The 26394-nt window shown below is 47.7% G+C and carries 14 protein-coding genes; 4 read left to right on the top strand and 10 right to left on the bottom strand.

Features of this window, described 5'->3' with window-relative positions; translation table 11 throughout:
- Positions 1 to 996, top strand: coding sequence for an ABC transporter ATP-binding protein (locus tag NSQ73_RS06960; RefSeq protein ID WP_340985868.1), 996 nt, complete (start codon positions 1 to 3; stop codon positions 994 to 996).
- Positions 997 to 1038: 42 nt separating this feature from the next.
- The gene (locus NSQ73_RS06955) at positions 1039 to 2415 is read left to right on the top strand and encodes an LLM class flavin-dependent oxidoreductase (RefSeq protein ID WP_340985867.1); all 1377 of its coding nucleotides are present in this window, start codon (positions 1039 to 1041) and stop codon (positions 2413 to 2415) included.
- Positions 2416 to 3187: 772 nt separating this feature from the next.
- Here the strand turns inward: NSQ73_RS06955 and NSQ73_RS06950 are convergent.
- Together NSQ73_RS06950 and NSQ73_RS06945 are read right to left on the bottom strand one after the other, a co-directional pair.
- Positions 3188 to 3973, bottom strand: a complete 786-nt coding sequence (locus NSQ73_RS06950; RefSeq protein ID WP_340985866.1) for a hypothetical protein — start codon at positions 3971 to 3973, stop codon at positions 3188 to 3190.
- Positions 3974 to 4381: 408 nt separating this feature from the next.
- Complete coding sequence (locus tag NSQ73_RS06945; RefSeq protein WP_336101995.1) at positions 4382 to 4993, bottom strand: TetR/AcrR family transcriptional regulator; 612 nt, start codon at positions 4991 to 4993, stop codon at positions 4382 to 4384.
- A gap of 141 nt (positions 4994 to 5134) precedes the next feature.
- On the opposite strand from NSQ73_RS06945, the gene NSQ73_RS06940 reads away from it, so the two are divergent.
- On the top strand, positions 5135 to 6118 hold the full coding sequence (locus tag NSQ73_RS06940; RefSeq protein ID WP_340985865.1) for an NADP-dependent oxidoreductase: 984 nt from the start codon (positions 5135 to 5137) through the stop codon (positions 6116 to 6118).
- A 126-nt stretch (positions 6119 to 6244) separates the two neighbouring features.
- On the opposite strand, the gene NSQ73_RS06935 is transcribed toward NSQ73_RS06940, so the two are convergent.
- From NSQ73_RS06935 to NSQ73_RS06925, 3 genes are all read right to left on the bottom strand, one after another.
- Positions 6245 to 6973: an NADPH-dependent F420 reductase gene (locus NSQ73_RS06935; RefSeq protein WP_340985864.1), complete on the bottom strand. Its 729-nt coding sequence runs from the start codon at positions 6971 to 6973 to the stop codon at positions 6245 to 6247.
- A 225-nt stretch (positions 6974 to 7198) separates the two neighbouring features.
- Entirely contained in the window at positions 7199 to 7939 is a 741-nt protein-coding gene (nfsA, locus tag NSQ73_RS06930; RefSeq protein WP_340985862.1) for an oxygen-insensitive NADPH nitroreductase, read from the bottom strand.
- Between the two features lie 646 nt (positions 7940 to 8585).
- On the bottom strand, positions 8586 to 10796 hold the full coding sequence (locus tag NSQ73_RS06925; RefSeq protein WP_340985861.1) for a GH32 C-terminal domain-containing protein: 2211 nt from the start codon (positions 10794 to 10796) through the stop codon (positions 8586 to 8588).
- A gap of 182 nt (positions 10797 to 10978) precedes the next feature.
- Between NSQ73_RS06925 and NSQ73_RS06920 the strand changes: the two genes are divergently transcribed.
- Positions 10979 to 11797, top strand: coding sequence for a MerR family transcriptional regulator (locus NSQ73_RS06920; RefSeq protein ID WP_340989215.1), 819 nt, complete (start codon positions 10979 to 10981; stop codon positions 11795 to 11797).
- A gap of 89 nt (positions 11798 to 11886) precedes the next feature.
- On the opposite strand, the gene NSQ73_RS06915 is transcribed toward NSQ73_RS06920, so the two are convergent.
- From NSQ73_RS06915 to NSQ73_RS06895, 5 genes are all read right to left on the bottom strand, one after another.
- Positions 11887 to 13308 carry a glycoside hydrolase family 32 protein gene (locus NSQ73_RS06915; protein ID WP_340985860.1) on the bottom strand — a complete coding sequence of 474 codons (1422 nt, stop codon included), beginning with the start codon at positions 13306 to 13308 and terminating at the stop codon, positions 11887 to 11889.
- Between the two features lie 20 nt (positions 13309 to 13328).
- Positions 13329 to 14981 (bottom strand): glycoside hydrolase family 172 protein, encoded by a 1653-nt coding sequence (locus tag NSQ73_RS06910; RefSeq protein ID WP_340985859.1) that lies wholly within the window; start codon positions 14979 to 14981, stop codon positions 13329 to 13331.
- Positions 14982 to 15089: 108 nt separating this feature from the next.
- Positions 15090 to 21395: an S-layer homology domain-containing protein gene (locus NSQ73_RS06905; protein WP_340985858.1), complete on the bottom strand. Its 6306-nt coding sequence runs from the start codon at positions 21393 to 21395 to the stop codon at positions 15090 to 15092.
- Between the two features lie 197 nt (positions 21396 to 21592).
- Positions 21593 to 23869 carry a GH32 C-terminal domain-containing protein gene (locus tag NSQ73_RS06900; protein ID WP_340985856.1) on the bottom strand — a complete coding sequence of 759 codons (2277 nt, stop codon included), beginning with the start codon at positions 23867 to 23869 and terminating at the stop codon, positions 21593 to 21595.
- Complete coding sequence (locus NSQ73_RS06895; protein WP_340985854.1) at positions 23866 to 26343, bottom strand: PfkB family carbohydrate kinase; 2478 nt, start codon at positions 26341 to 26343, stop codon at positions 23866 to 23868. Before NSQ73_RS06895 ends, NSQ73_RS06900 begins: the two co-directional genes overlap by 4 nt.
- Between the last annotated feature and the right edge of the window lie 51 nt (positions 26344 to 26394).

Genomic DNA, 26394 nt, shown 5'->3' with positions numbered 1-26394 from the left:
ATGATAACGACAACGATACAACACAGGGAATTAGCGGTCGAGCCTCTTCTGCGGGTCAACGGCCTGAAGAAATATTATTCCGCCGCCAATCAGGCAGGCTTCCGCCAGTCCGTCGTCAAGGCTGTCGACGGTGTCTCCTTTGACCTCCGGGAAGGAGAGACGTACGGACTGGTCGGGGAATCCGGCTGCGGCAAGAGCACGCTGGGCAAGTCGCTGCTCCGATTGACAGAGCCTACAGACGGAGAAGCGTTCTATCAGGGGGTCGACCTGTTCAAGCAGCCGCGCAAAGCGTTTCAGACCTACCGCCGTGAGCTGCAGATGGTGTTCCAGGACCCCTTCTCCTCTCTGAATCCCCGCCAGATTATCGGCCAGGCGCTGGAGGAGGCACTGGCCATTCACCGCATCGGTACGCCAAAGGAACGGACCCTGCATGCGATGGAGATGCTCCACACGGTTGGCTTGCAGATGGAGCACTATTACCGGCTGCCCCACGAGCTGTCCGGCGGACAACGGCAGCGGATTGGACTTGCCCGCGCGCTTATCCTTAATCCGCGGATCGTCATCTGTGACGAGCCCGTATCCGCACTCGATGTCATTATCCAATCTCAGATCATTAACCTGATGCGCCGGCTGCAGGCCGAGCTGAAGCTCACTTATCTGTTCATCGCCCACGACATTGCTGTCGTCCGGCACATCTCCGACCGCATCGGGATTATGTATCTTGGCAAGCTGGTTGAGGAGGCGGATACGGACAGCCTGTTCGCGAACCCGCTCCATCCTTACACACAAGTCCTGCTCTCGGCTGTTCCCGTACCGGACCCGGCAGCACGGCGCCAGCGCATCATTCTGGAGGGCGACCTTCCTTCACCGCTGGACCCGCCCTCCGGCTGCGCCTTCCATACCCGCTGTCCGTACGCCATGGACCGGTGCCGCACCGAGACACCGGTCCAGAGGGAAGCGGCCGAGGGCCATTTGGCCGCATGCCATTTAATTTAGAGCCATCCTCCAACCCCATCACCAAGAAAGGCAGGAATTAACATGAAAAAGATCCATCTCGGCGTATTCGAGGTCAACAGTGTCAACCATCTTACCCAGGGGATCTGGGCACATCCTGACCAACAGCGCGTCCATTACAGCAAGATCGAGTACTGGAAGAACATCGCCCAGCTGCTTGAGAGAGGAAAGTTCGACTTCATGTTCTTCGCCGATACGTACGGCTACCCGAAGCAGCGGACGGAGATGGCCTTCCGGGAGGCAACCGGCTTGCCCGGAAATGACCCGATGATGCTTATTCCCGCGCTCGCCATGGTTACCAAGAATCTGGCATTCACGATGACGACCTCGACCAGCTACGAAGCCCCCTACTCGAATGCGCGGCGCTTCTCCTCGCTTGACCATGTTACAAACGGCCGGATTGGCTGGAATGTCGTGACCACAAGCAACAAGTCTGCTGCTGACCTGTTCGGACGCGAGGATCTGTTCCTGCCCCATGACGAGCGTTATGATATGGCGGATGAATATATGAGCCTCAGCTACAAGCTGTTCGAGGGCAGCTGGGAGGATGATGCCGTGCTGGTCGACCGCGAGAACCGCGTATTCACTGACCCGGCCAAAGTGCACAAAATCGTTCATGAAGGCAAATACTTCAAGCTTACCGGCTATCACGGGACCGAGCCTTCCCCGCAGCGGACACCGGTTATCTTTCAGGCGGGCAGCTCGAACCGGGGCCGCGCTTTCGCTGCCAAGCATGCCGAGGGCATCTTCCTGAAAGCGCCGACCATTGAAGTGCTGCGGGATCAGATCAGCGACATCCGCCGCAGAGCTGCCGAATATGGCCGCGACCCTTCGGCCGTTAAAGTATTCACGGGTCTGTCGGTCGTTGTCGGGCGGACCAGGGAGGAAGCCGAGCGCAAGCATGCGGAGTACCTCTCCTATCAGAGTACAGAAGCGACGCTGTCCAGCTATGCCAATGTCACAGGCATCGACCTGACCCAGCTCGATCCCGATTCCTATTTCGAGAATATCCACACCGAGATGGGTCAGACCCATACCGACCGGTTCACCAAGCACAGCAAGACGAAAAAGACTGTCCGTGAGGTAGCGGAGGACTTCCTGCAGAAAGGCTTCCGCGGCTTGACGGTGATTGGCACGCCCGAAGAAGTAGCCGACAAAATGCAATACTGGATCGAAGAGACAGACCTCGACGGCTTCAATCTGGAGCCTTACATTCTGCCTGCTTCCTATGAGGACTTCATCGAGCTGGTCGTCCCGGTATTGCAGCGCCGGGGTATTTTTAAAGAGGAATATGAGGAAGGCACCTTCAGGGAGCGTCTATTCGGAAAAGGTGCCTCCCGCCTGCCCGATCACCATCCGGGCGCTGAGTTCCGTGACCCCTCGCGGCTAACGCAGGAATAAGCTATAAGATTATTGAGGTAGAAGATGACCCGGATCTGTAAGTGCTGAGGCGACGCTCTCTGTCTCGGTGCAGGAGCGGGCTTACGCAATCATAAATCGAGCCGGAGAGGCCTACGCCCCTCCGGCTCGATTTTTCTATCTCTATGAACAGAGAACTTGTTCCCTCTGATTGTCTTACACGGAAGACCTGAGTTCTGACCGCTCATGGTCTTTTTTGATAATTCAGAAACGTCCGATTCCGTGGCATACGCCTCATTTAAAAAACGTTTCATTATCCACGTCGAGCTATCTACCATTTACCTGAAGATATGTAATAACTAAAAAAACGGCTTTATATAGAAAAATATAAAATAAGTAACAGGACTGCAGAGGAAATATAAATTAAGATTTTCCTTTGGGTTGGCTTAAAGTATATATCAATTGAAGCCAACACTAACGCCGCTATAAAGCTAAGAATGAATAGTAGCTTGTTAGGAAAGATAATTGTTAAAAAGTTTAAAATATTTACAATCCCTATTAAAATTTTGAGTAAGTTCATAAAACAACCCCCTCCATTTCTAGCCAGTATTTGAAAAGTTATGTTTAGTCATCCTATTTCTATATAGACATATTACACTATTCCAATGAAATTAGTTTAAATAATATGTATTTTTCAAAAAATTACTTATATCATTAGTTCAAAAGTAAATTTCTAGAAAAAAGGTCATCCAAATTATATTGGGTGACCTAAATAATGTGACTAAATAATTGAAGATGAATAATAATTAGAACTTCATTCTGGCCCCCATCCCGGAGTGTATGTCTCAACAGAAGTTGTGCCTAATAAATTTGTTCTGGCCTTGTCACTATAAACGTAAGTATTATCCAATTCCGCTCTTGGTAGTGATGTACCAACAATATATTTAAAGTAGACATATACAGTATAGTAGACTGTCGTTACATTATTTAAATATATTAAATTTGCGAGAGCTGCCAGGAAACTTGCGGTTGCGCCAGGAATATACGCTCCAAGTGCAGCTATAATAGCTGCAATAGTAAGAGAGTAAATTTGACTGGAATATTGGTCTGTTCTGCTCCATTGCCATCCAGTTAACGGAGATGGATTGGCATTAACTGTTAGTAACGAATCGTTTTTATTGCTGCTAACAACATTTATACTTGAAAGGTCTAGTTGAAAGGATTCATTTATAATTTGTTCATCAGAGGTTGTTGTAGTAATTTCTACTGTTCCATCGGTTTTGATATTCGTAATTTTATTTTCATCCAGTTGGTAATCGCCCTGATTGTCTTTTTTATAAATTTGACTGTGTACCTCTTTTAAATCAGTACTGATCTGTTCAATAATTTTAAAGGACTCACCATTCTCATCGAAAGTATATTCATAATTATCAAAGTTATCATTAATAATCTGAAGATTGGAGCGAGAAGGGGCGACGTTTTCAGCATCTTGTATAGAGGAACTCGCATATGTAGTTCCTGTTCCTGCACTTAAACTCACAAATAATAGACTTGTAGACAAAACTACTGCTGTAAATGCTTTGAAAGATTTAAACACCATCTAATATTCCTCCTTTTATTTTCATTTCCGTGATAAAACTTCGAAAAATTCAATTAAACAGCTATGTAAACTCGGATTTAAAATAGTAAATGCCCATATCCAACCTCCTCAATAACCAAATTATGGTTTAATAAATCTCACTATATCACTAAAATTCAATTATGTAATAATAATTACAAAAAAAAGACATTTTCCTCCACTAAATTAGTATATAATACCCATGAGTTTAATTGGTTTAAGAGAATACAAGATCGATCCTCTTCATACGGCTATTGATTAAACGACAGGGGGCACGCATACGTTGATCACTTTAGTGCCGTCTGCTCCCCGTGAAACGTTTGGTCTAATGATGTAGTAATTGTGCCAATGAATACCTTTGTTTGAGGCTTCCTTTTGCAAGCTCTGGCTTCAACGATGGACAGGCTGTGGCTGCGGCACCATCTGATTGCGTTCCATCAGCGCCCACACTTGTTCTGCCAGCTCTGCTGCGGAATACGGGGTAGCCCGGGTAACCAGCTGTTCAATCATACCGGTCATCGCCACCGCCAGAAATTGCACCAGTATTCCCTTATTCATCTTCCGGTTAATCCCGCTCATATCCATCTGTTTGTCGAACCCCCGCAGCAGTACGGCCTGCAGACGGTTTCTGAACGCAGGAACCCCTTTGTTGGCGAGTGCCGCGGCATAGAAGGAAGCATGCTGATCCAGGTACTGGAACGTGTAGAGCAGAGCTGCCTCTGTAGGAAAAAGCGCCTGCTCGCCGCATGGCAGGCAGCTGTCAATCAACTGGACAAAATGGGTTCTGATGCACTGATCCAGCAGATCGTATTTGTCGGTATAATGCAAATAAACGGTGCCCCGGCTTACATCGGCCCGCTCAGCAATTTCGTTTATCGTGATTTGTTCAAAGTTCTTCTCTGCAATCAGCAGGATAAAGGCCTCGATAATAGCTTCCCGCGATTTACGTATCCGTCTGTCCATAAGCAGCTCCTTCTTGGCCCCGTTCTCTTGATTGAACATTTCTCCCGATTCTGTACAGTACTGAACGGATTCAGGAATTTTAGCAATTGATGCAGCCACACAGCATTGGTACGATCATTATATTGAACGTCTATTCGTAAATCAACAGATGTTCAAACATAGAGATCGGAGGCTTCTGTCATGAATGCTATTGTTATCCAAAATTACGGAAATCCCGGAGTGTTCACCCAAATGGCTCTCACTTCCCCCGCCATTACCGATACCCAGGTGCTTATCGAGGTGTATGCCACAACTGCAAGCTCCGCAGACCAGCTGGTCCGCTCAGGCGCATTCAAGCAGGTGATGCAGGTCCGGTTCCCGCATGTGCTGGGCGTTGAAGTAGCCGGAATAGTGAGGGAAACAGGAAGGAATGTGTCACAGCTTAAGATTGGCGACCGCGTCATGGGACTATCCAGAATGGGCGGCGGCTACGCAGACTTCGTAGCTCTGGAAGAGAACTCAGCCGTTGTCCTTCCGCCCGGGCTTCCCTTCCAGGAAGCTGCCGCCCTGCCGGCTTCTGCTCTGTCGGCCTGGCAATCCTTATTCCAGTATGGCAAGCTGGAATCCGGCCAGCGGATTCTGATTCATGCAGGCGCAGGCGGCGTAGGCCATCTGGCCGTTCAAATGGCCAAACAACATGGCGCCTACGTTATTGCCACAGCGAGAGCGTATAATCACGAATTCGTGCGGCACCTTGGGGCAGATGAAGTCATTGACTACACGACGGCTGATTTTGCAGAAGCAGCCGGTACAGTAGATATCGTGCTGGATATGGTGAGAGACGCAGCTATAGATGCAGATACAGGAATAGGAGCAACCGAACAGAAGAACATCCGGATTCTGCGGGACAACGGCAGGCTAATTTCTCTCGTAGACCCGTCGATCGCCGCTCACCCTAAGATTCGCGGCATCGAAGCCCAGTTTGCCTATATAGAGCCTAGCCGCAATGATCTTGCTGCCATCATCCACCAGGTCCGCGAGAATAAACTTAAAGTCCATGTGGATGAAATTTTCCCGTTTACTGTACAGGGAATATCCGAAGCACATGATCATTATGAAACCGGGAAGTTCCGGGGGAAGTTAGTGATCGTCAACAACGAATCTTTACAAAAAGATACGCCATAAACAAAAGAACATGTTAGCCAAAGCACTTAAAAACAAACAAGGGTCCCAGCTCAAAATGAGCTGACACCCTTGTTATACTAATGCCGGGGACGGAGGGCAAATGGAGCTGCTATTGGAATACTTAATTTAACTATATATTTCTCTGTTTAAATTAACAATATCTTCATGTGAATATCTTCCTGCAGCTGTTGACAGGTTCTCTATCACTTTGTCCCTTAGGAATGGAGCTTTTTGTTTATTTGCTTTTTTTAATGCAGAGGATAATTCCTCTTTGGTTAGTTCTGTGCAGTATGCAGGAGTTCCTGGCTGCTGTCTCCATGATTCATTTAGAGAACCACTATCTACCGGATCAAAGCCAAGTTCATTTACTATACTCATAACTTTTTGCTTTTGCTGCAGATCATTACCGGCAACCGCTGTGGCAATACGTCCACTACTGCCCTCTGGAGTTCCGCCATATTCTAAAGTATAGGCTAATAAATTGTTGAAGGCTTTAATAATGGGTCTGCCTAATTGATTTGAAACCCAGACACTTTCAACCATCCCGATCTCAATTTCTTCAATTATACCGCTTATTTGAGGATAATAATTTGAAGTGTCAACCACAACAACTCCCTCTCCAGCTTTATCTACAACTTTACGAATGCCAGGCAGTGCGTGGAAAGGGATGGATATGATCAGAACATCAATATTAATAATTACCTCTTCTACACTCACCGATGTTCCTGTTAGTTTTTTACCTTCCAAATGTTCAATCCCGCGAGCATCTGCAATCTTCACATCATGCCCATTCTCAACTAATTTCCTAGAGATGTTTGACCCGATTGGCCCTGCACCTATAATTCCAAACTTCATTTTGATTCCTCCCAAGTTTCTGTTCATGATTGTCTTTAGCCTGCTAAGTAAATTTGCGAGTTTGCATTTGTGTAATCCCGGCGCATCCGGGAAGAAATCAGATCCAACGACTGACGGGTATCGCAATCAACCTTATCACTCATAGCTTGCCCTCAACTTGTATAGTATTTAGCGGACTAACTATAACATGGTGAAATTGAGGTGTCCACATTACTTGATGGCCTTTTACTTGTTGGCATATCCCTGCTTGTTCAAGTATTCCAGCATATCAGGCAGAATACTTCTTTCGAGATGATCCTGTATGTGCTCACTCCATCCTTTTACTTTTTTCACGGTAAACGGAGCTTTAACAGGACGGCCTTCATAATATTTCAACATGGTTTCATCGTAAACTGCTAATTGCTCTCTATCGGGTGGCTGATACTGGTTTTCAAATAAAACCATGGATTGAGGCAAACGAGGCTTCAGTGCAGGCTTATCTCCAGCCGGGACACCTATACATAGTCCCACCAATGGAATCACATACTTAGGTAGGTTCAATAGTTCCGTTAACTCTTTGATATTAGCTTTCACCCCGCCAATAAATACGCCGCCAAGTCCCATGGATTCTGCTGCGGTTAAGGCATTTTGCGCCATCAGCCCGGCGTCCAGTGAACCGATCAGAAGAAATTCAGTATACTCAATATCAACATCCGGGGCAATTTGATGATTCCGGTTGAAGTCAGAGCAGAAAATCCAAAACTCAGCCGCTTCTTCAATATAAGGCTGATTGACACAGAGCTGCATCACTTTTTTACGCAGAGCCGGATCGGTAATTCTAATGATGGAAACAGCCTGCAGAAGGCTGAAAGATGAAGTCTGACTCGCCGCCTTAAAGATTGCATCCCGTTGTTCGTCTGTCAGGGGTTGACGGGTATAAGAACGAACGGAGGTATGATTGTGTAGCAGTTCAAGCGTAGTATTCATTCAATGGGTCTCCTTTAGGGATGAGGTTGCAATAATCATTAGCTTGCTAATTATATAACAATGCTTGTATCTAGTTATTAGCCTTGAAACCATCATAAGCTCAAGTGATCCATTTGCAAAGAAGGCAATATAAATGAACATAGTACATCTATTTGTACCTTTAGAGTAGGAACGATATCATGAGGGTATGCAATGGAGGATAAAAGCTGCCCTTCTGTCTCATAGTCGAACGCAAGCGCCGGCTCCATATTCTGACCTAAGGGGTAAAGGGCGCCAGGGCGCCCTATGTAACCAAATTGACTTTGTATAATATTCCGCTTTTCTACTTCTTAATCAAGTTAGTTTCTCTAACAATTCATCTACTATTTGAGTCTCAATCTTTAAAAGATCCTCTAGTTTTTGTTGTATAGTGTCAAGTAAATTCAAATTTTTTGATAGATTATATTTGATCACCAAATTCCGTAATATTAAAAATTCACCTGGTTTCGAATACATTAGGCACCTGCAATGAAGATACACCATTTTTATAGCAATACAGAGAATGGACAATATAGTTGACATTAAAAATACTATAGTCACTTTCCTTTTTTTATAAAGAAATATCAAAAGCCGCTGACTGCGCTTGAATGTTCACTTCTCTTTCGGGTCAATTGTCGTATGCAGAGTTCATATCCCATATCTCAAGCGACTTGACTACTGTCGACGCATCACCTAGAAGTTTTAGACCCTGTGCATCATGTCGGAACGGGAATATGCGTGTTGTCAGACTTTTCGTTCCATTAATGTAAGACTCGATCATGGATTTATCCAAATATATATGCAGTTTAAGATTACCGTCCGCCAAATCTACCTGACCGCCTTCAATACCTTTCTCCACGTCCGGTTCCACGCTCGACTTGTTTCGATCCGCCATGAAGCTTGTACTTTCCTTGTCATAGAACAGCAATGTCTCCTCCATCTCGTCAGGTGACATGCGTACCTTGATCCCGCAACGTTCGGCCTCGCCGGGTTCAAGCTCAAGCTTGATCTCCAGCATATCGCCTTCAATTTCGCTCAGCCGTTCATTCGCCATATCGAGCGAGAAATCTGACAATTCGATCAGTTTAGCACCTCGTAAAGTCTCAAGCTCCACAATGGGCTTGACCCCTGGCCGACCGTCCGGCCGCATACTGATTTCCACCGGAAGGCCTGCATTGCCGAACCAACCGAGATCATTACTGATCCTTGGGCTCATTGCAAAAATGACGCTGAACAGAATGATTCTTCCGCTTGGATCCACAAAGCCGCTCGGCCCGATCCAGTGCTCTCCAACATCGAACACCTGGGGCTCCTCATCGTCAGGAGTAAAGATCAGGCGATCCCGGTCCCATGTGCCAAGCCAATAAAAAATATATTTACAGTAGTGAGGACTTGCGTGCAGGAACCACGGATTAACGATGAAGATGTGCTTTTGTTCACCTTCATCGGTCTTATAAAAAGGGAACAGGAGTGGAAGTTCCCAGGCATCTCCTGTTTTTGGATATTTTTCTGAATCACCAACATAAAGCGGATTACGATAGACCCAGTCGATCATATTCTCCGACGTATACAACAATGCCGTGCCGCCTTTTCCTGGTATGCCGGAAGTCACAATCATATACCATGTCCCCTCTTCCTTCCAAACAAAAGGGTCACGGAAATTCCCGGGAAGACCGACTCCTTCAGGCAGAACTGCAACATACTCCGGGTGCTTGATCCATTCGACCAGATCATTGTCCCCATCCTTTCCGAACGTGCTCCTGGCCATGGCTATAGATTGGTCCGGATCCTTTCGTTTATCGCCGGCAGCGTAGAAGATAACCGGAACGCCATCATCATCGACTGCCGTTCCTCCTGACCAACATCCATCAGGGTCGATATTGCCTTTTTCCGGAGACAAGGCAAACGGCACATCACGCCAGCGGAGCATATCCGGGCTAACCGAATGTCCCCAATGGATCTGGTTCCAGTAGGGGCCCTGAGGGTTATGCTGGTAAAAAATATGATACTGTCCATTGAAGTACATCGGGCCATGCGGCTCATTCATCCAATGCTCTGGCGGAATAAAGTGAAATTGCGGCCTATGTCTGTCTCCATCATATCTGCTTCTGCGCTGAACCGTATCCGGCTGATCGTTGGGTAGTTGCCCAAAGCTGGCTTCGATCTCTTCCACTGATAAAGGCGCATCGTACAATTGGAGCTCATCGATAATGCCATTAAACATATTAGTTGTAAAAACACCATGCAATATACTCGGTTTATTATTTTTGCCGATGAGTAGTTCCACAGGCGGAAGCTTGATCTCCATGTTCTTCGGAATATTTTGCAAAGCAACCTGTTTTCCGTTCAAATAGAGTGCTAATTTGCCATCAGCCCCATTAAATACGGCAGTGACATGTGACCATGTATCTCTTGGAATTGGATCTGACACTGACCAGACCTCATACCACATATCGCCAGTCCCAATCTGGAAGGACCATGAACTATGACGAAACAGCCCCAGCACAAATCCACTCTTCGTCTCCCTGTCATGTTGGTTAACAATTGCGGATAGTCTTCCTCCGTCCCCATGCTCATACGAACGAGGTGCAATCCAGCACTCAATCGTTATTGATTTGAATGCACGGGTATCGGCCGGTGCGGAAATCCAAGTCGAATATCCATCGAACAGAAGGGCATTTCCTTTTAACCCCTTTACCCAGAGTGGGTCACTAGAAGGTTTATACTTCGCTTCATTAAATATGTAGTGAATATTGTCCTCCCTTCCAGTACAGTGCTCTCTTATCCGATTCCCCTTTCCTTCATCAAAGCTCCAGTGCGCGATTAGATTTTGTTTCATATTAAATTAAACCCTCCTATTCAATATTCATCATTTCAAGGCAGACAACCGTTCGACCAAACCACTTTTGCCTTGATCATTTATAGAATAATCCTTATAGTAACTATAAGGTCAATAGACCTTTAACCATCTTTCGATATAATTTGGATCTTCCAGAATAGGGGGCATAATACTTGAAAAAAATGTTCAAGATAGGAGAACTTGCAAAAATTAAGAGAATTGATGCACAAACCCTCAGGTATTATGACCATATCGGCATATTGTCTCCTGATCTCATCAATGAACAGAATGGCTATCGTTATTATTCTGAAGAGCAATTTCTTGAAGTTGACCATATTAAGTTTCTCAAATTGATTGGATTATCGCTGGATGAGGCTAAGCAATTCAGGGAAATAACAAGACTGAATGAAGCCATGCGAGAACTTAGAATTCAGCAAAATCATTTTGAGGAAAGAATCGCCAAGATGCAAACCGTATCGAAGCGATTTGCAAATATTTTAGATACGATCGAGGAAAAAAGCGGCTATTTCGAAAAGCATAAGAATGAAATTGAGATTAAAGAATGCAGCTCTATCCGAGGGGTTATCGGAGACTGCCAAACCGTCAGTGACTGGTTTGATTTCGAGGCCAAATTACAAGAAGTAATAGCCAGTTTCCCCAATTACTCGGAGATCGGTCATAACCACGGACTAACCTTTATTTATAATGAAAAATACTTGTATACAGCTAATGATCAGTACATTGATAAGGTTATCTTGCCTCTTGAAAAGGATTTTCGAGGTGATGCTAATGTTGAAGAATATCCCCTCGGCAACTGCATTGTCGCCTACCACAAAGGTGAAAACGACAAACTCATTCATGTCTTCACAAATATCAGAGAGTATATTGCTGTTCATAAGCTGACTATAAGAGGGGATATTGTCATGACTGCAATCATTAGTAGCTTTATTGTGAATAATGAAAGTGAACACTTGGTCGAAATACGAATTCCATTAAGCTGAGGATAAAGAGGGAGACTGCGCATTAGCGAAAAAACAGGAGGCTGCCCGTTATCAGATGCGGGCAGCCTATGGCTTGTTTATGAAACCTCCTAGAGAGTTTCTATTTTGACCTTTTTAAACTCCGCTGCACCCTGGCTAACGAATGCGGCAAGCTTTCCTTGCTGAATGTCGTACATTCTGGCACTCATCGCCACTTCCCCGCCGACATAAATTTCGCAAATCGTGCCGTCAATAAACACCTTCAGCTCAAATTCCTGTTCCGGCAGCAGCTTCAGCGGACGTTCCAGCTCCACATCATAAGGGAAGGTTTTACCTCCCTCTTCAGATTGCATAATTGGCCCACGGAAGGTAATTCGGCTGCGCTGGGGCTCCAGCGTGATATAGTAGGCAAAATCAAGACTTTCTCCGGCCCGAAGCATGAACCCCAGCCCCTGGGTCGCCCCCGAGAAACGAACGGCTGTAGAAATCTTGCACTGATCGGGCAGCTCCTCCTGTGTGATACAACCTGCAAAAGCATAAGGAGATTCACAGAGCAGCACATCGTCCGTGATCGACCAGTCTCCGGCGACTCCATGGAAGTCCACAGGCACCTGCTTGGCAAAAGCAGAATCAACGCTTTCAGGGACATTCACGCCTAGTGTTCCGTCTTGGCGTTGTACAATTTCATGCACAATCATATTGCCGCCCCAATCCCAGGTGTCATAGTCTTTGCCTGTAGCTTTGGGCGGGTTCCAGCCGAACAGATCGTCATCCTTCGTCGGATTCCAGCCGAACAGATAACGTTTCTGCCCATCGGATACCGACTTGGCGGCATAATAAGCCCGTCCATCAAAGGCTTCTTCCTGCGGTGTAATCCACGGTCCGTTCAAGGAACGGCTCATCCGGTAAAAGGTGCCGAAACGCCCTGTATATGAAGAGTAGATCAGGTACCACCAGTCTCCCATCCGGAACAAGTCCGGGCACTCATGTGCGCCTACATGCAGGTTCGGTGCATATAGCGGTTCCCGGTACTCCCAATGCTTGAGATCCTTGGACGACAGCAGACCGGTGCAGCCTTTCCGGCTAGTCGGTCCTTTCGCCAGGGCAGCGATCAGCATCCAGTATTGGCCTTCTTCTTCATTCCAGAATACAAAGGGATCACGCCAGTCCGCCAGCTCATAAATTTCGCCGTCCGGACCAAAAGTATCTTCGGGAATCGGCTCCCATGTTTTCATATCCTTGCTGATCGCATGGCAGGCGAACTGCTTCCCTTCTGGAAAGATACAGTAAAACATATGATAGACATCATCCACTTTGAGAATATGGCCGGTCCCGCCTTCAATTTTGCAAGCTCCATCTTCCCTATAGTTCACGAAATCTTTCGTGCCAAGCAAATGCCAGCCATGATCGAGACCTTCCCGGTAGTTGTCTCTCCACCCGTGCAGATAAAATAGCTTAAACTCTCCGTCTTCATAATAGGGGATGACATCCCCTACCCAAGCGTTATCCGGACGATAAAAAAATTCTTTCATTAGTAATTCCTCCCGTTATTCTAAGTGGCTAAGCGTTCATTTAATGAAACCGGCATATAAGCATCGCTTGTGCCCCGATCCTGATACCAGTACACGGTGGCGGCATACAAACACTGGTTATTAAGGCCCCACTGATTCCCTTTATATTTCTCAATATAGCCTTCAAAGGAGTTCATGAAGGGAACATTGTCGCAAATTTGAAACCGGTTAACGGAGGTGTGTCCATTCGCATCCAGTTCAACAAAGGGCTGACTGGCAAAGGCGCTATCGAACATGGGAAAGGGTGGCTCTGCTGCCCAGGCATAACCAATATAGTCCTCGCTACCCGTTCCAAAAGTGGAAGGAAAGGTTTCGCCATCCACAAAAAACTTCTCGTCTCCTTCGCCCCACCACCAGTCAATAGTTTTCTGATCTCCTATCCCATACCACCATGTCTCCGCTTCCTCTTCCGGTTGCTCCCAGGTGTTGTATACGTGAAGATGAACACCGCAGAATCTCCCTCGGCTTTGGGTAAGCAATAGTGGCCAATCCGGCCAACGATCGCCTCCTTCCGCAAAGCGTTCAGTATCAAGATTCAGAAACTCATCCCGGTGCCATTTGGCATGAAACCGCAAGAGATTATCCGCAGTGGATTTCATTAAAGATGTATATTGGAATTCAGCCGTTATCTCGTATGGTTCCGTTCCGTCATTTTCAATTTCAATCCTTGCGGATTCTGAGAACGGCATGTACCAATAACTGTACATTTCATGTTCATTCATTCCAAGAGGCAAAGAACGGTATGGCTTAATCCCCGGCGCACTGCCGAAAAAATCACCTAAAGGCGCCCATACAGAAGGATGTTCTTCATTATCCCATTTCATTGAAATAGCTAATTGTCTGGCCAAGCTTTGCTGCTGTTCCTCGCTCTTCCTTCCAATATCTGTTCTAATACGGATCATAGAAAGAGCTCCGGCCCCTTGTTTGTCAAACAGTACGGCTTTGCCGCCTGCCGGAACATTTACGGTTACTGTAACACTCTCGTTAGAGGCTCCTTCTGCATTTTTAAAATATTGGGTTCCCCTTTGCTGTAAAATCCGGTCTGCTTCAGCAAGTGCAATTGCCGACTCCTTGTCGACCCTACCTTCAAAAGAAGGCACTTGGACATTGGAAGGGAATGTGGTATAGGTGATGTGATAATAAGCACCCCAGCCTTTGTCCAGAAGCACCTTGCAGTGCTCTTGAAAGGGGATGGGGATAAAACAGTTTCTTCCGCGTGATAGTGTAGGCGCCAGATTAGGAAAGTTGGATGGGGCATCCTCCTGATTAAATCTGTCAAAATAATCCTGGAAGGGCTGATCAATCACAGGGATGTCCGAATGATCGATGTAGATCCGTATGTGCCCCTCCTTGGGAAGCGCTGACCAGAATCTCCAGATCACACCAGGACCATCCAATTCCATGGCGACAATGCTCTCATCTTCCTTACGGATGAAACCTCCCCCGTCATCGTTAGCTCCCCAATCCTCGTATAGACCCGTCTCGGCATTATAAACAGATCTGCGGTCAAAGCTGGAGAAACAGCCGGACTTCTCGCCTGCCTGCGGCGGAATCGCTAGTGCTTCAAGATCATATAGTCTACTCACAAGGTCTCTATACGTATAACGCTTCTGTTCTCGTTCCATTTCAGCCATGCTGTGTAAACTCCTTCTTAAGTATGATGATACTCGGTAAAAATTAGAGAAAGCCGGAGTCATGGCGAAGGCGGACATCACCTTGCCTCCCCGGCTTTCCCTTAGCCATTATTTATTGACTTTATCCAGCAACAGCGAGATGATTTGCGCGCTTTCCGCACGATTTACCGTTTCATGTGGCATGAATAACTGGTTGCCGCGCCCGGTAACTAATCCGAGCTCCTGTAAGGCAGCCACTGCATCTACAGCCCATGCACTAATCGTACCAGCATCTTTGAATTTACTCCTTTGACCGAAGACAGGATTCTGTCCTGTATGGAACAGATACGCCTTGTTGATCATGGATGCCATTTCTTCACGGCTTATCGTTTCCTCAGGTGCAAAGGTATCTGTGCTTCTTCCCGTTACAATCCCCGCTTCGTATGCTGCGGCAATAGAAGAAGCATACCAATGCTCAGGTTCTACATCCTTGAATGCGGTTAAGCTCGTCCCTGTTATTCCAAGTGCCCGGGTGATCAGGGAAGCGAACTCCGCTCTGCTTACCTTTTGCTTCGGAGCGAATTCCGTCTCACTCACACCCATGATAATTTGCTTTGCAGCCATTCTTTTGATTACGTCATAGGCCCAATAAGAGGCATTCACATCTTCAAAAGATTTATCATAAGTTAGGACGGCAAACTTGCTGAAATGACTCACCTTTGCCGTCCATTTACCGTCCGCATAGGTTCCACCCATATATTCCAGTCTGCCGTCATCTGGGATGTAATAAATGCCTGTTATATCTTGGCGGGAATCCCCCTGTGCGACCAATCTGATTGTGATGGGTTTGGAGAACTTCTCAAGCGTCAGCTTCGTTCCGTCGGGCTTTACAATAGACAATTTGAATTCGTAGATCTCTCCAGCCACTGAAATGGCTGCCTGATTTCTTTGTCCAATTTGCCCAACCAGCTCTTTGCTCTGCTCTGAAGTTAAAGGTTCCATTTCAAAAGAGATCTTCGCCTGCCCAAGCTCACTGCCCGTAACCATTGCCTGTAAATCCTTCAATACTTCTGCGGGAACTTCAATCTCCACATCTGCATGCTTGATCTTCAGCGCATTCTTACCGTCATTGGCTGCCAGAGTCGCAGGGAATAGTACCTGTCGCTCGCCTTTTCCCAACTCGAATAACAGGCTATTCTGACTCTCCGGCTTGCTTGCCGGAACCACCGGTTTACCCGGAGGACTGCTTGGAACGGCTGTGTCAGTCGGGTTGGCTGGTTCACTTGGACCGGTTGGGTCAGGTGGACCGGCAGGGTCAGTTGGGTCGGTCGGGTTATTCGGATTCACCCCATTCTGCACCTTAACCGGTACATTGAAATCATCAACATTAATATGTCCGAACCCGCCTGTAGATTGGTCGACTACCTTAATGTAGAGCTCCTCGCCGATATACTGCGAAGCATCCCAGATCTTCCGCTGATACTCCTCATAATTCGTGGCAGTCTCTTTAAACAGCTCTTTGCCGTCCGATGCCCGGACTAGCGCAACATACAGCTTATCGATATCACGCCCGCCGCTAACCAGGAAATTGAGCTTGCCGTTCCCGCCAAGGACGAAATTCTGTGATTTCAGCGTTCCCGTTAAGCTGTCACCTCCGGCTTCTTCGTTAAAGCCCCACAAATGATAACCGCCCGGAATTTTATGCGACGGATTGAAGTAGATCGTGTCCCAGAAGAACTTGGTATCGGTCACATGGACATCCTGGAAGGCGTCTCCTTCAGTAATCCAGCCTGTTAGGTCTCCTGTAGCAAAATCATGGTTTGGCAGCTCCGTAATATCGGTATACACCGAATTGTCCCAGTTGTCAGGCACATCGACCGGAGCAGCCGGTTCACCCGTCAAAGCATTCATATTCCATACTTCCATGGACTTGACCGTAATATCGTTATCAGCCCAAACCTGCAGGCCCAAGGAATCGTATCGGCCTACATAGACTCTGGTTGTCAGCTTTTTCTTATCATTGGCAAAGGCTTCAACAACCGAACGGTCAAGGAAAATATGCAGCTTCAGATTCTCTCCGTCCAGATCCACGGCTCCGCCTTGAATCCCGTCTACGCGTACATCCGGATCAATGCTGCTCTTGGTCCGGTCCACATTGAAGGTCCCGTTCGTCTTGTCATAGTAAATCAGTGTTTCCTCCTGGCCGTTATCGGAGCGACGCACTTTGAGACCGAATTTCTGTGCTTCACCCGGATCAATTTCCATCACAATCTCCAGCATGTCACCTTTGACATTATGGATTAATTGATTGGCGGCAGCCAAATTTTCGTCCGTGAAATCAACTACCTTATCTCCCCGGAGACTCTGCAATTCTTCAATGGGCTCAATGCGAAGTTCATCGTGTTCATCCAGGCTCAGGGAAACTGGCAGTGCCAGATTATGAGCCCATCCAGCCTGATATTCAGCCTGCGGAGTTCTTACGTTTTGCACCATGGAGTATACGACCGTTCTTCCGTCAGGTGTAACCATTCCGCTCTCGGCGGTTAAATATCCATCTCCCACATCCATTTTGGTGGGTGCGTCCTGATCAGGTATAAACTTGAAGTTATCTCTATCCCAGGTTCCAATCCAGTAAAAGACTTCAACATCTCTTAGCACATCATCAGCTGGAGGAACCTGCTCCGGCTTCTCATGGGGATTAACCATGAAAATGTATTTTTGTTGTCCTGTACTATCCTCACCCAGCGGCAATAATACCGGCAGTTCCCATACCGTACCGAGCTCCGGATAAAGATTTCTGTCACTAACGTATAAAGGCCCCTTATACTCCCAGTTGTACATATCGTCAGACACATACACCAGAGCTGTACCGCTGCTGAAGTCTTGAAGGCCGGATGTCACCAGCTGATACCACTTATCTGTCTCTTGGTCATACCATACAAAAGGGTCACGGAACTCATTATGGATGCCGTTTCCGTTCTGCTCCGTCACCGGCTCAGGATATTTCACCCATTGCTCCAAACTCGGGTCCGACAGATCTGCCGGAGTCGCCAGGCCTGTTCTTTGATTGGGTGACAAAGCGTCATTGCCGGCAGTATAGAAGAGCACCGGATTGCCGTCACGGTCATAAGCTGCGCTGCCAGACCATGCACCATCCGGGTCAAGAGTACCCGCTTCCGGCGCAAGTGCAGGCCTCACATTCTTCCAATGCACCATATCGTCACTCACCCAATGTCCCCAGTGGATTTGATGCCAGAATGGACCTTGCGGGTTATGCTGATAAAATAAATGATACTGGCCGTTATAATAAATCGGTGCATGCGCTTCATTCATCCAGTTTTGCGGAGGCATCGCATGGTACTGCGGACGGTGCTGATCACCGTCAAATACACTTGGGTCCTCATCAATATCGCCATTTGGAATCTCAGGAACCGAGCCGCCGTGAAGCGACTTTACAGTCTCGTATTCAGCAAGGATCTCCTGACCCGTAAGCGCTTTGTTCTGCAGTTTCACTTCATCGATAAGTCCGCTGAACATATTGTAGGAGAACAATCCTGCAAACTCTGCAGATCTATTGTTTTTTCCGATAATCAGCTTTTCCGTAGAAGGTGTAACCGGAACGTTGACAGGAGTTGCCTGAGAAGCTACTTCCTGACCATTTAGATATAATTTAATGATTCCGTCCTTTTTGTCGAACGTAGCTGCAACGTAATTCCATTTGTATTTTTCGAGCGGATGGTCCTTGACCCATACCTGTATCCACTGTCCGCCGATCCCGACCTGCATCGACCATGTACCGTGGCGGTACATCCCCAAAGCGAATCCTTCCGTCTTATCCTGATCGGACTGGTTCACGATAGCAGACAGCTTGTTTCCGTCTCCCCACTCGTAGCTGCGCGGGGCAACCCAGGCTTCAAGCGTTAACGCGTCACTTACAGGAACGGCATCCTTTGCGTCAACCTCAATATCATTTGAGTATCCATCGAAGAGCAAAGCCCCGCCTTTTACTCCGCGCGGAGTCCATCTTGGATCTTTGGAGTCCATGTATCTGGCGTCATTAAATACATAGTTTACATCATGCTCAAGATTGCTTACTTCCTCAAGCGCCTTTTTTCCTGCGCCTTCATCAAGGCTCATGTAGAAAATGGTTCCTGTATTATTCGCTTGAAAAGCGTCAACGGAAATACGGGCTTGATTGGATTGATCGATAACCTTGATATAAAGCCTCTTATTGTAGTGCTTCTGCATTTTCCAGGATATCTTCTCATTCGCACTGACGTTCCCGGTCTTCTCAAGCAGCGTGTTAGTGCCGGCATCATATAATGCCACGTAGGCTTCCTGCGGATTAACGATGTCTAAAACAGTGAAGTTAATCGTCCCGGTCCCGCGAAGCGTAAAGATATTGGAGGTAATCGAGCCCTGTCCTTCCAAGGAGGATTTGGCATAATAGTTACCTTCTTTACCGGCCTGAGCATCATTGTTCACTTGAAAAGCGTTATCCTGGGCGGTCCAGCTCTCTAAGTTTCCGGTTTCAAAGCCGGGATTCTGGATTTCAGTCGGCATAATGTTATCCGCCATGACTCCTTCTTCCGGTACGAGTTCATTGAAGGTGTGGAAGGCGTCCGCAAAGATTACTCCCCAATCCGCGTACCCATTATCGACGATCTCCACATATAGCTTCTTGCCGATATACTTAGATAGATCAGCCTTATAATGCTCCATATTTGCGAGCCGCAGGCCCTGTGCCGGATCCGGGAACCCGGACTCGTTAAATTCGGTGTTGCCGTACCTGGCAATCATGTCCCCTGTATCGGCATTGACGACGTTCACATACACTTGATCCGTATGCTTGCCTCCGCCCAGTCTGAAGGTAATCCAGCCAGTTCCGCCCAGCTCGAAGGTGCTGGAACGAAGCTTACCTGTCGCAGTCTCGTTATACTTCAATCCGTTTAAATGATAAGTGCCTTCCTGGTTATACGGGATTTGTTCAACCCAAAAGGTGGTTTCGTCCGACACGCTGTTCGGACCAAACGCTTCTCCTTCTTCAACCGTCCAGCCTGTTAAGTTCCCGGTTTCAAAGCTGGGATTCTCAATTTGATAGCGTTTGAAATCCGGCTTGATATCCGTGGCGGCAATTCCTTCAGCCGGCTCGGCTTCATGGTACATGAAGAAAGCGTCCGCAAAGATCACGCCCCAATCCGTGGTTGCGTTGTCGACGATCTCCACATACAGCTTTTTGCCCAAATATTCGGAAAGATCCGCCTTATATTGCTCCATATTGGCAAGCCGTAAGCCCTGTGCGGGATTTGGGAAACCCACGTCAGCGAAGGCGCTATTACCATACCGGGCAATGACTTGTCCCGATTCAGCCTCCACGACATTTATATAGGCCTTGTTTGGATTTTTGGCACCACCAAGCTTGAAGCTGATCCAGCCGCTGCCGCTCAGCTCGAAGGTACTGGAACGAAGCACACCGGTCGCAGCCTCGTCATGCTTCCAGCCGTTCAGATGAAAGGCCCCTTCCTGGTTGTACGGAATTTGTTCCGCCCACCAGGTGGCTTCGTCCGATACACTGTCCTGACCGAACGCTTGTCCTCTGACAACCGTCCAGCCTGACATATCCCCGCTTTCAAAGCCTGGATTTTCGACTTCATAGGGACTGGTTAATTCAATATCCGGCTTAATATCCGTGGCAACAATGCCTTCCGCAGGCTCGGATTCATGGTACACGAAGAACGCATCCGCAAATACCACTCCCCAGTCCGCCGTTGCATTATCGACGATCTCCACGTACAGCTTCGTGCCTAGATATTCGGAAAGATCTGCCTTATATTGCTCCATATTGGCAAGCCGCAGGCCCTGTGCGGGATTCGGGAAACCAACGTCCGCGAAAGCGCTATTACCATACCGGGCAATCACTTGACCTGTCTGGGCTTCCGCGATATTTACATATGCTGTGTTTGGATTTTTCGCGCCACCTAGCTTGAAGCTGACCCAGCCGCTGCCTCCCAGCTCGAAAGTGCTGGAACGAAGCACGCCGGTAGCAGCCTCGTCATGCTTCCAGCCGTTTAGATGATAAGCACCTTCCTGATTGTATGGGATTTGTTCCGCCCACCAAGTGGTTTCGTCCGATACACTGTCCGGACCGAACGCTTCACCATTGACCACAGTCCAGCCCATCATATCCCCGGTTTCAAATCCCGGATTCTGGATTTGATAGACTGTATCCGTAACTGACAACCCCTCGTCAGCCTTAGGATTAGGATAGACCGCATCCGTAACCGACAATCCTGCGTCAGCCTTAAGGGTGAACGCCTCCCGGGTACCCACTCCAGCTTCGGCTGCAGCCGAGATTCCGGGAGCTACAAGCTGAAGAACCATCACCCCTGCAACCATTCTGGAGATCCATGCTTTGTTTCTTTTGGCTTCTCTCATCAACGAGCCTCCTTCATCATTTCTTATTCATGAAATCATTCATACGTAATTTTGAAATGACTCTCCGTATACAAGGATGCATAGTCATGAAGTAAGAGAGGCGTGAATGAAGCGTTTCCATCCCGAGGAGTGCTAAGTGGCTTAAGTGTTAGTTACATTACCCCTATGGTATAGTAAGGAGCGCCTAGGCGCTCACGTTACCATATGGATTGCATATCCCATATTTCCATAGACTTCACCAATGGCTTACCGTCCCCCCAGAGCTCAAGCCCTAATGCATCCTTACGGCTTGGATATACCCGGGTCGTCAGGCTTTTCAAACCGTTGGCATAGGCTTCGACCATGGAGCGGTCCAAATAAATATGCAGCTTTAGATTCTCTCCTAACAATTCCAGCTTGCCCCCTTGAATCCCCCTACACTTTTCACCCGGATGCAGTGTTGTTTTCGTGCGGTCGACCAGGAGCTTAGCTTCATTGAAATCGTAATACAGCAGCGTTTCTTCTTCTCCATCCGGTGTACACCGGACCTTGATTCCGAGTTGTCCGGCATTGCCCGGCTCCAGCTCCACTTGAATTTCAAGCATGTCGCCTTGTACATCCCCCAGCAGGACATTAGCTTCAGCCAATGACTTGTCCCAGATCGATAACCGTTTCTCGCCCCGCAGCGATTGCAGCTCCTGAATCGGCTCGATGCCCAGCCGTCCATCCTCCCGCAAATACACGCTTAACGGCAGACCGCCGTTATGAGCCCAACCCGATTGGTATTCAAGCTCCGATGTACGGTCGCCCTGTGCAATTGTAAAGACAATATTCCGGCCGGTCTTCGGATCCACCATGCCGCTCGGACCGGTGAAATGAAAATCACCGACATCTATCAATTGCGGTTCTTCCTGATCAGGGATAAATGAAAGATTGTCCTGATCGAGCTGCCCGATCCAATAGAAGACCTCAACATCGGCACCTTTTCCCACAGGACTAACCAGCAATAGATGCTTGTTGTCCCCCTGCTTGTCAGGGCCTAAGGGAAGTAGTACAGGAAGCTCCCAGATGGGCCCAAGATAAGGAAACTTCTGAATATCCGCTTCAAAAAAAGGCCCTTTATACGTCCAATTCAGCATATCCTCTGAGGCAAATGCCAGCGCTGCCCCGCCTTCACCTTCAATTCCCGACCCGACCAGGGCATACCAGCCCTTTTCATCCTTCCATACGAACGGATCACGGAAATCTCCGAATGCGCCCATTCCCTGCTTCTGAACGATAAGCGGCTCCGGATGTTTAATCCACGTTATCAGCTCCGGGTCTCCATCCTGCGGGTAAGTGCTACGGGCAAGCGCCACACTCTGATTCGGCGAAGCACTGTCATTACCTGCTGTAAAGAACAAGGCAGGAAGTCCGTCCGCATCATAGGCCGCGCTTCCCGACCAGATTCCGTCCGGGGCAAGCTGATCCTTCTCTGGTGACAGGGCCACAGGAAGATCACGCCAATGTACCAGATCTTCACTCACCCAATGTCCCCAATGGATATGGTGAAAGTACGGTCCTTGCGGGTTGTGCTGATAGAACAAATGATACTGCCCTTCAAAATATATTGGCGCATGAGGCTCGTTCATCCAATGTGCCGGCGGGCTGACATGATATTGCGGTCTGTGCCGGTCCGTCAGCAAAGGTGTACGATCCAGCTTGATGTCGTCATAGTTCAACTGCGGCCGGACGCCTCCATGTGCGGAATCCAAAACTTCCTGATAAGAAGCGGCAGCCTCCTCATTGCTCAAGGCCCGGTTATAAATCTTCAACTCATCCATGATCCCGCCGAACATATGAAGGTTGAACACTTCGATAAGCTTACTGCTGTGATTGTTCTTGCCAATAAGCAGATCCGTGTCCGCTGCGGCTATACGGGAACCGCGGGGCACAGCAGACGAAGCGATTACTCTACCGTTGAGAAACAGCTTAATTTCCCCATCGTCGCCATTGAATACAGCATTTAGATAAGACCACTCATTCTTCGGCAATTCACACCCGTCTGGAGACCAGATCTCTGCCCATTCTCCTCCCTCAAGTCCGATTTGGAAGGACCAGGAGCCGTGACGGAACATGCCAAGCAGGAAGCCCTGTTTATTATCCATATTGTGCTGGTTCACGATAGCTGCGAGCTTGCTTTCATATCCCCATTCATACGTGCGCGGGGCAACCCAAACTCCAATGCTGAGAGCCGATAGAAATTCCGGCTCTCCGTTATGCTCTTCCCCGTGGACAGGATGGGCGATATATGTTGAGTAACCATCGAAGAAAAGTCCATTTCCCAACACTCCCTGTCTCCACGGCGGAGTACAAGATTCGGTGAACTCCGCTTGGTTAAAGATGTACTGTACATCATCCTCGGTTCCGGATACACTCTCCAGAGCAGCTGCTCCGGTTCCTTCATCAAAGGCCCAATACATCAGTAAACCTTGATTATCAATTATTCCGCTCATACACTAACACTCCCTAATATCTGCTCTGTGCTGCCTTCGGGCTTATGAATAGAACTAAGGTTATGGATATGAAGTGAATTTAGCCCGGCGCTCCCCGACTCTGTAGCTATCAACACTTTGTTAATTGGATCAATAGGGAAAAATTGGTCAGACAGCGCAACTATCCCATCATTTGCAAACACTTCGACCACACTACGATCCACCCAGATACGCAACTTGATGTTTCCATTTTCCGGCACCAATCTAGCGCCGTGCTTGCATGCAAATGACGGATTGAAATCAGTGAGACCTGACTTCGAACGGTCGATAAACAACCACTTCCGCTCAGGATCATAACCAATAATCGTTTCACACTGTCCGGAGGATTTTAATTTGATATGAATCTCGTTTCCGGTGTGGGTATCAAGCTCCACCTCAATCTCGAGTAGATCTCCGTCAGTCTCGTGAATTAACGGGTTCTCACTTGTTACTGCTACATCACTCCATGAGTGCGTCTCTTTCCGCAGCTTTTCTATCTCCTGAACAGGCATTTGCGATAGAATTACGTCCCCATTCCGGTTGGTCAGTGATAGTGAGCGAGGGAGGGTCATGGCGCCTCTCCAGGAAGCGGTTGGTACCTGATTGGCATATTTCCAGTTGTTCATCCATCCGATAATTACGCGTCGTCCGTCTTCCTCCGGAATATCTGACCAGGATACTGCGGCATAATTATCTCTTCCCTCATCCAACCAAAGCACGGTATCTGGAGTATTGTCATTTATAAATTCCATGCCATCGAAGCTTCCAATGAAATATTGGGTTTTGGAGCCTTCCGGATAATCCGGATTGTCTCCGATACTCACTAACAGCACCCATCTTTTTGAAGCAGACCCGTCGATGGATAACTCAAATAAATCAGGACATTCCCACACCCCGTAGTGTGCACCGTCTGTCTTACCGAATTCGCTGGCAAGATCCCAATCCTTCAAGTTAGCGGAACGATAAAAGCGGATATGATCTCCACACGCAAGAACCATAATCCAGACGCCAGCTTCATCCATCCAGAAGACCTTGGGATCACGAAAATCGGTAATTTCGGTATCACTCAGAATCGGATTTCCGGAATAGAGTGTCCAGCTTCTGCCTTTATCCTTACTGTACGCCAGGCTTTGGCGCTGTCGCGGTCTGTCTGAATCCGGGTATATATCCGCATGGGTGAATACAGCCACCAGGCCAGACCCGCCATCAAAGAATCCGCTGGTATCGTTCCAATCCATAACTGCGCTTCCAGAGAAAATGGCCCCGTTGTGATCCGGAGACATGGCTACAGGAAGTGTTTCCCATTTCACCAAATCCTTGCTTACCGCATGTCCCCAGTGCATAGGACCCCATACGGTGCTTCCGGGATGATACTGATACATCAAATGGTACTCTCCTTCAAAAAAGACCATACCATTCGGATCATTTAGCCACATAGCCGGCGCAGAATAATGGAATTGGGGCCGGTATGTTTCTTTGGACAAATCAGTACCGACCGATTGAGCTAATTCTGCAGCCTGCCGATAGGTGGGAATTGCCGGAATGGCTCCCTTTTGTGTTGTAACCAAAGCCCCCACTGCATTAGCGAAGCTTATAATCGGGACCCAATCCTGATCCCTGATCTGCTCAATACTGCACCCTCTCTCGAGCAACTGATAGAGGAACCCGCCAAGAAAAGCATCTCCTGCTCCGGTAGTGTCAACCGTATGAACTTTGAAGCCCGGCACATCCGCCCATTTAGATCCGGAGCCGAACCGGACGAAGCACCCTTTTTCAGCCTTAGTCACAAGGATCACTTTCACCTTGAATTGCGACTGAATCTGACGGGTACCCTCTTGCAGATCGGTAAGACCCGTAATAAACTCAAGTTCTTCCTCGGAAATTTTAACAATATCTGCTAGAGCAAGCCCTTCTTTGATTCTGGACTTCGCTTCCTCCAAATCCTGCCAAAGCGCAGGTCTCAGATTGGGGTCGAAGGATATCAGAGCTCCATTCTCTTTTGCATATATGCATGTTGTTAACGTTGCATTTGCAGAAGGTTCATGGGTCATTGATACAGATCCGAAATGAAAGATTCTTGAACCCTTAATATGTTCCAGTTCAATATCATCATTTCCAAGAAGCATATCAGCACCCGGGTTACGGATAAAACTGAATGTACGGTCGCCATCTTCTTTCAGATGAACAAAAGCAAGCGTTGTACTGGCATTCTTCTCCTTCACTAAACCCTTGGTATCTACACCATTCCCCTGCAAGACTTGAGTAAGATACTCTCCAAACTGATCTTCACCCACTTTACCGATAAATGCTGTGGATTTCCCAAGCTTTGATAGAACAACAACCACATTGGCAGGCGCTCCGCCGGGATTGCATTCAAATAACTGCTCCCCCTTCTCAGACAAGCCTGCCGGAGTAAAATCAATCAGTACTTCACCTATTGCTGTAATATCAACCATATGGTCTCCACTCCTAATCCATTATTTATATCTACGACTCTAATCCGAAAA

Source organism: Paenibacillus sp. FSL R10-2736 (genome assembly GCF_038000245.1).
GTDB classification, from domain to species: Bacteria; Bacillota; Bacilli; order Paenibacillales; family Paenibacillaceae; genus Paenibacillus_AQ; species Paenibacillus_AQ phytohabitans.
This window is presented reverse-complemented; position numbering and strand designations above follow the sequence as displayed.

Coding starts and splice junctions, on each gene's coding strand:
- NSQ73_RS06960 (WP_340985868.1), top strand. CDS start 1: ATGATAACGACAACGATACAACACAGGGAATTAGCGGTCGAGCCTCTT.
- NSQ73_RS06955 (WP_340985867.1), top strand. CDS start 1,039: ATGAAAAAGATCCATCTCGGCGTATTCGAGGTCAACAGTGTCAACCAT.
- NSQ73_RS06950 (WP_340985866.1), bottom strand. CDS start 3,973: ATGGTGTTTAAATCTTTCAAAGCATTTACAGCAGTAGTTTTGTCTACA.
- NSQ73_RS06945 (WP_336101995.1), bottom strand. CDS start 4,993: ATGTTCAATCAAGAGAACGGGGCCAAGAAGGAGCTGCTTATGGACAGA.
- NSQ73_RS06940 (WP_340985865.1), top strand. CDS start 5,135: ATGAATGCTATTGTTATCCAAAATTACGGAAATCCCGGAGTGTTCACC.
- NSQ73_RS06935 (WP_340985864.1), bottom strand. CDS start 6,973: ATGAAGTTTGGAATTATAGGTGCAGGGCCAATCGGGTCAAACATCTCT.
- nfsA (WP_340985862.1), bottom strand. CDS start 7,939: ATGAATACTACGCTTGAACTGCTACACAATCATACCTCCGTTCGTTCT.
- NSQ73_RS06925 (WP_340985861.1), bottom strand. CDS start 10,796: ATGAAACAAAATCTAATCGCGCACTGGAGCTTTGATGAAGGAAAGGGG.
- NSQ73_RS06920 (WP_340989215.1), top strand. CDS start 10,979: ATGTTCAAGATAGGAGAACTTGCAAAAATTAAGAGAATTGATGCACAA.
- NSQ73_RS06915 (WP_340985860.1), bottom strand. CDS start 13,308: ATGAAAGAATTTTTTTATCGTCCGGATAACGCTTGGGTAGGGGATGTC.
- NSQ73_RS06910 (WP_340985859.1), bottom strand. CDS start 14,981: ATGGCTGAAATGGAACGAGAACAGAAGCGTTATACGTATAGAGACCTT.
- NSQ73_RS06905 (WP_340985858.1), bottom strand. CDS start 21,395: ATGAGAGAAGCCAAAAGAAACAAAGCATGGATCTCCAGAATGGTTGCA.
- NSQ73_RS06900 (WP_340985856.1), bottom strand. CDS start 23,869: ATGAGCGGAATAATTGATAATCAAGGTTTACTGATGTATTGGGCCTTT.
- NSQ73_RS06895 (WP_340985854.1), bottom strand. CDS start 26,343: ATGGTTGATATTACAGCAATAGGTGAAGTACTGATTGATTTTACTCCG.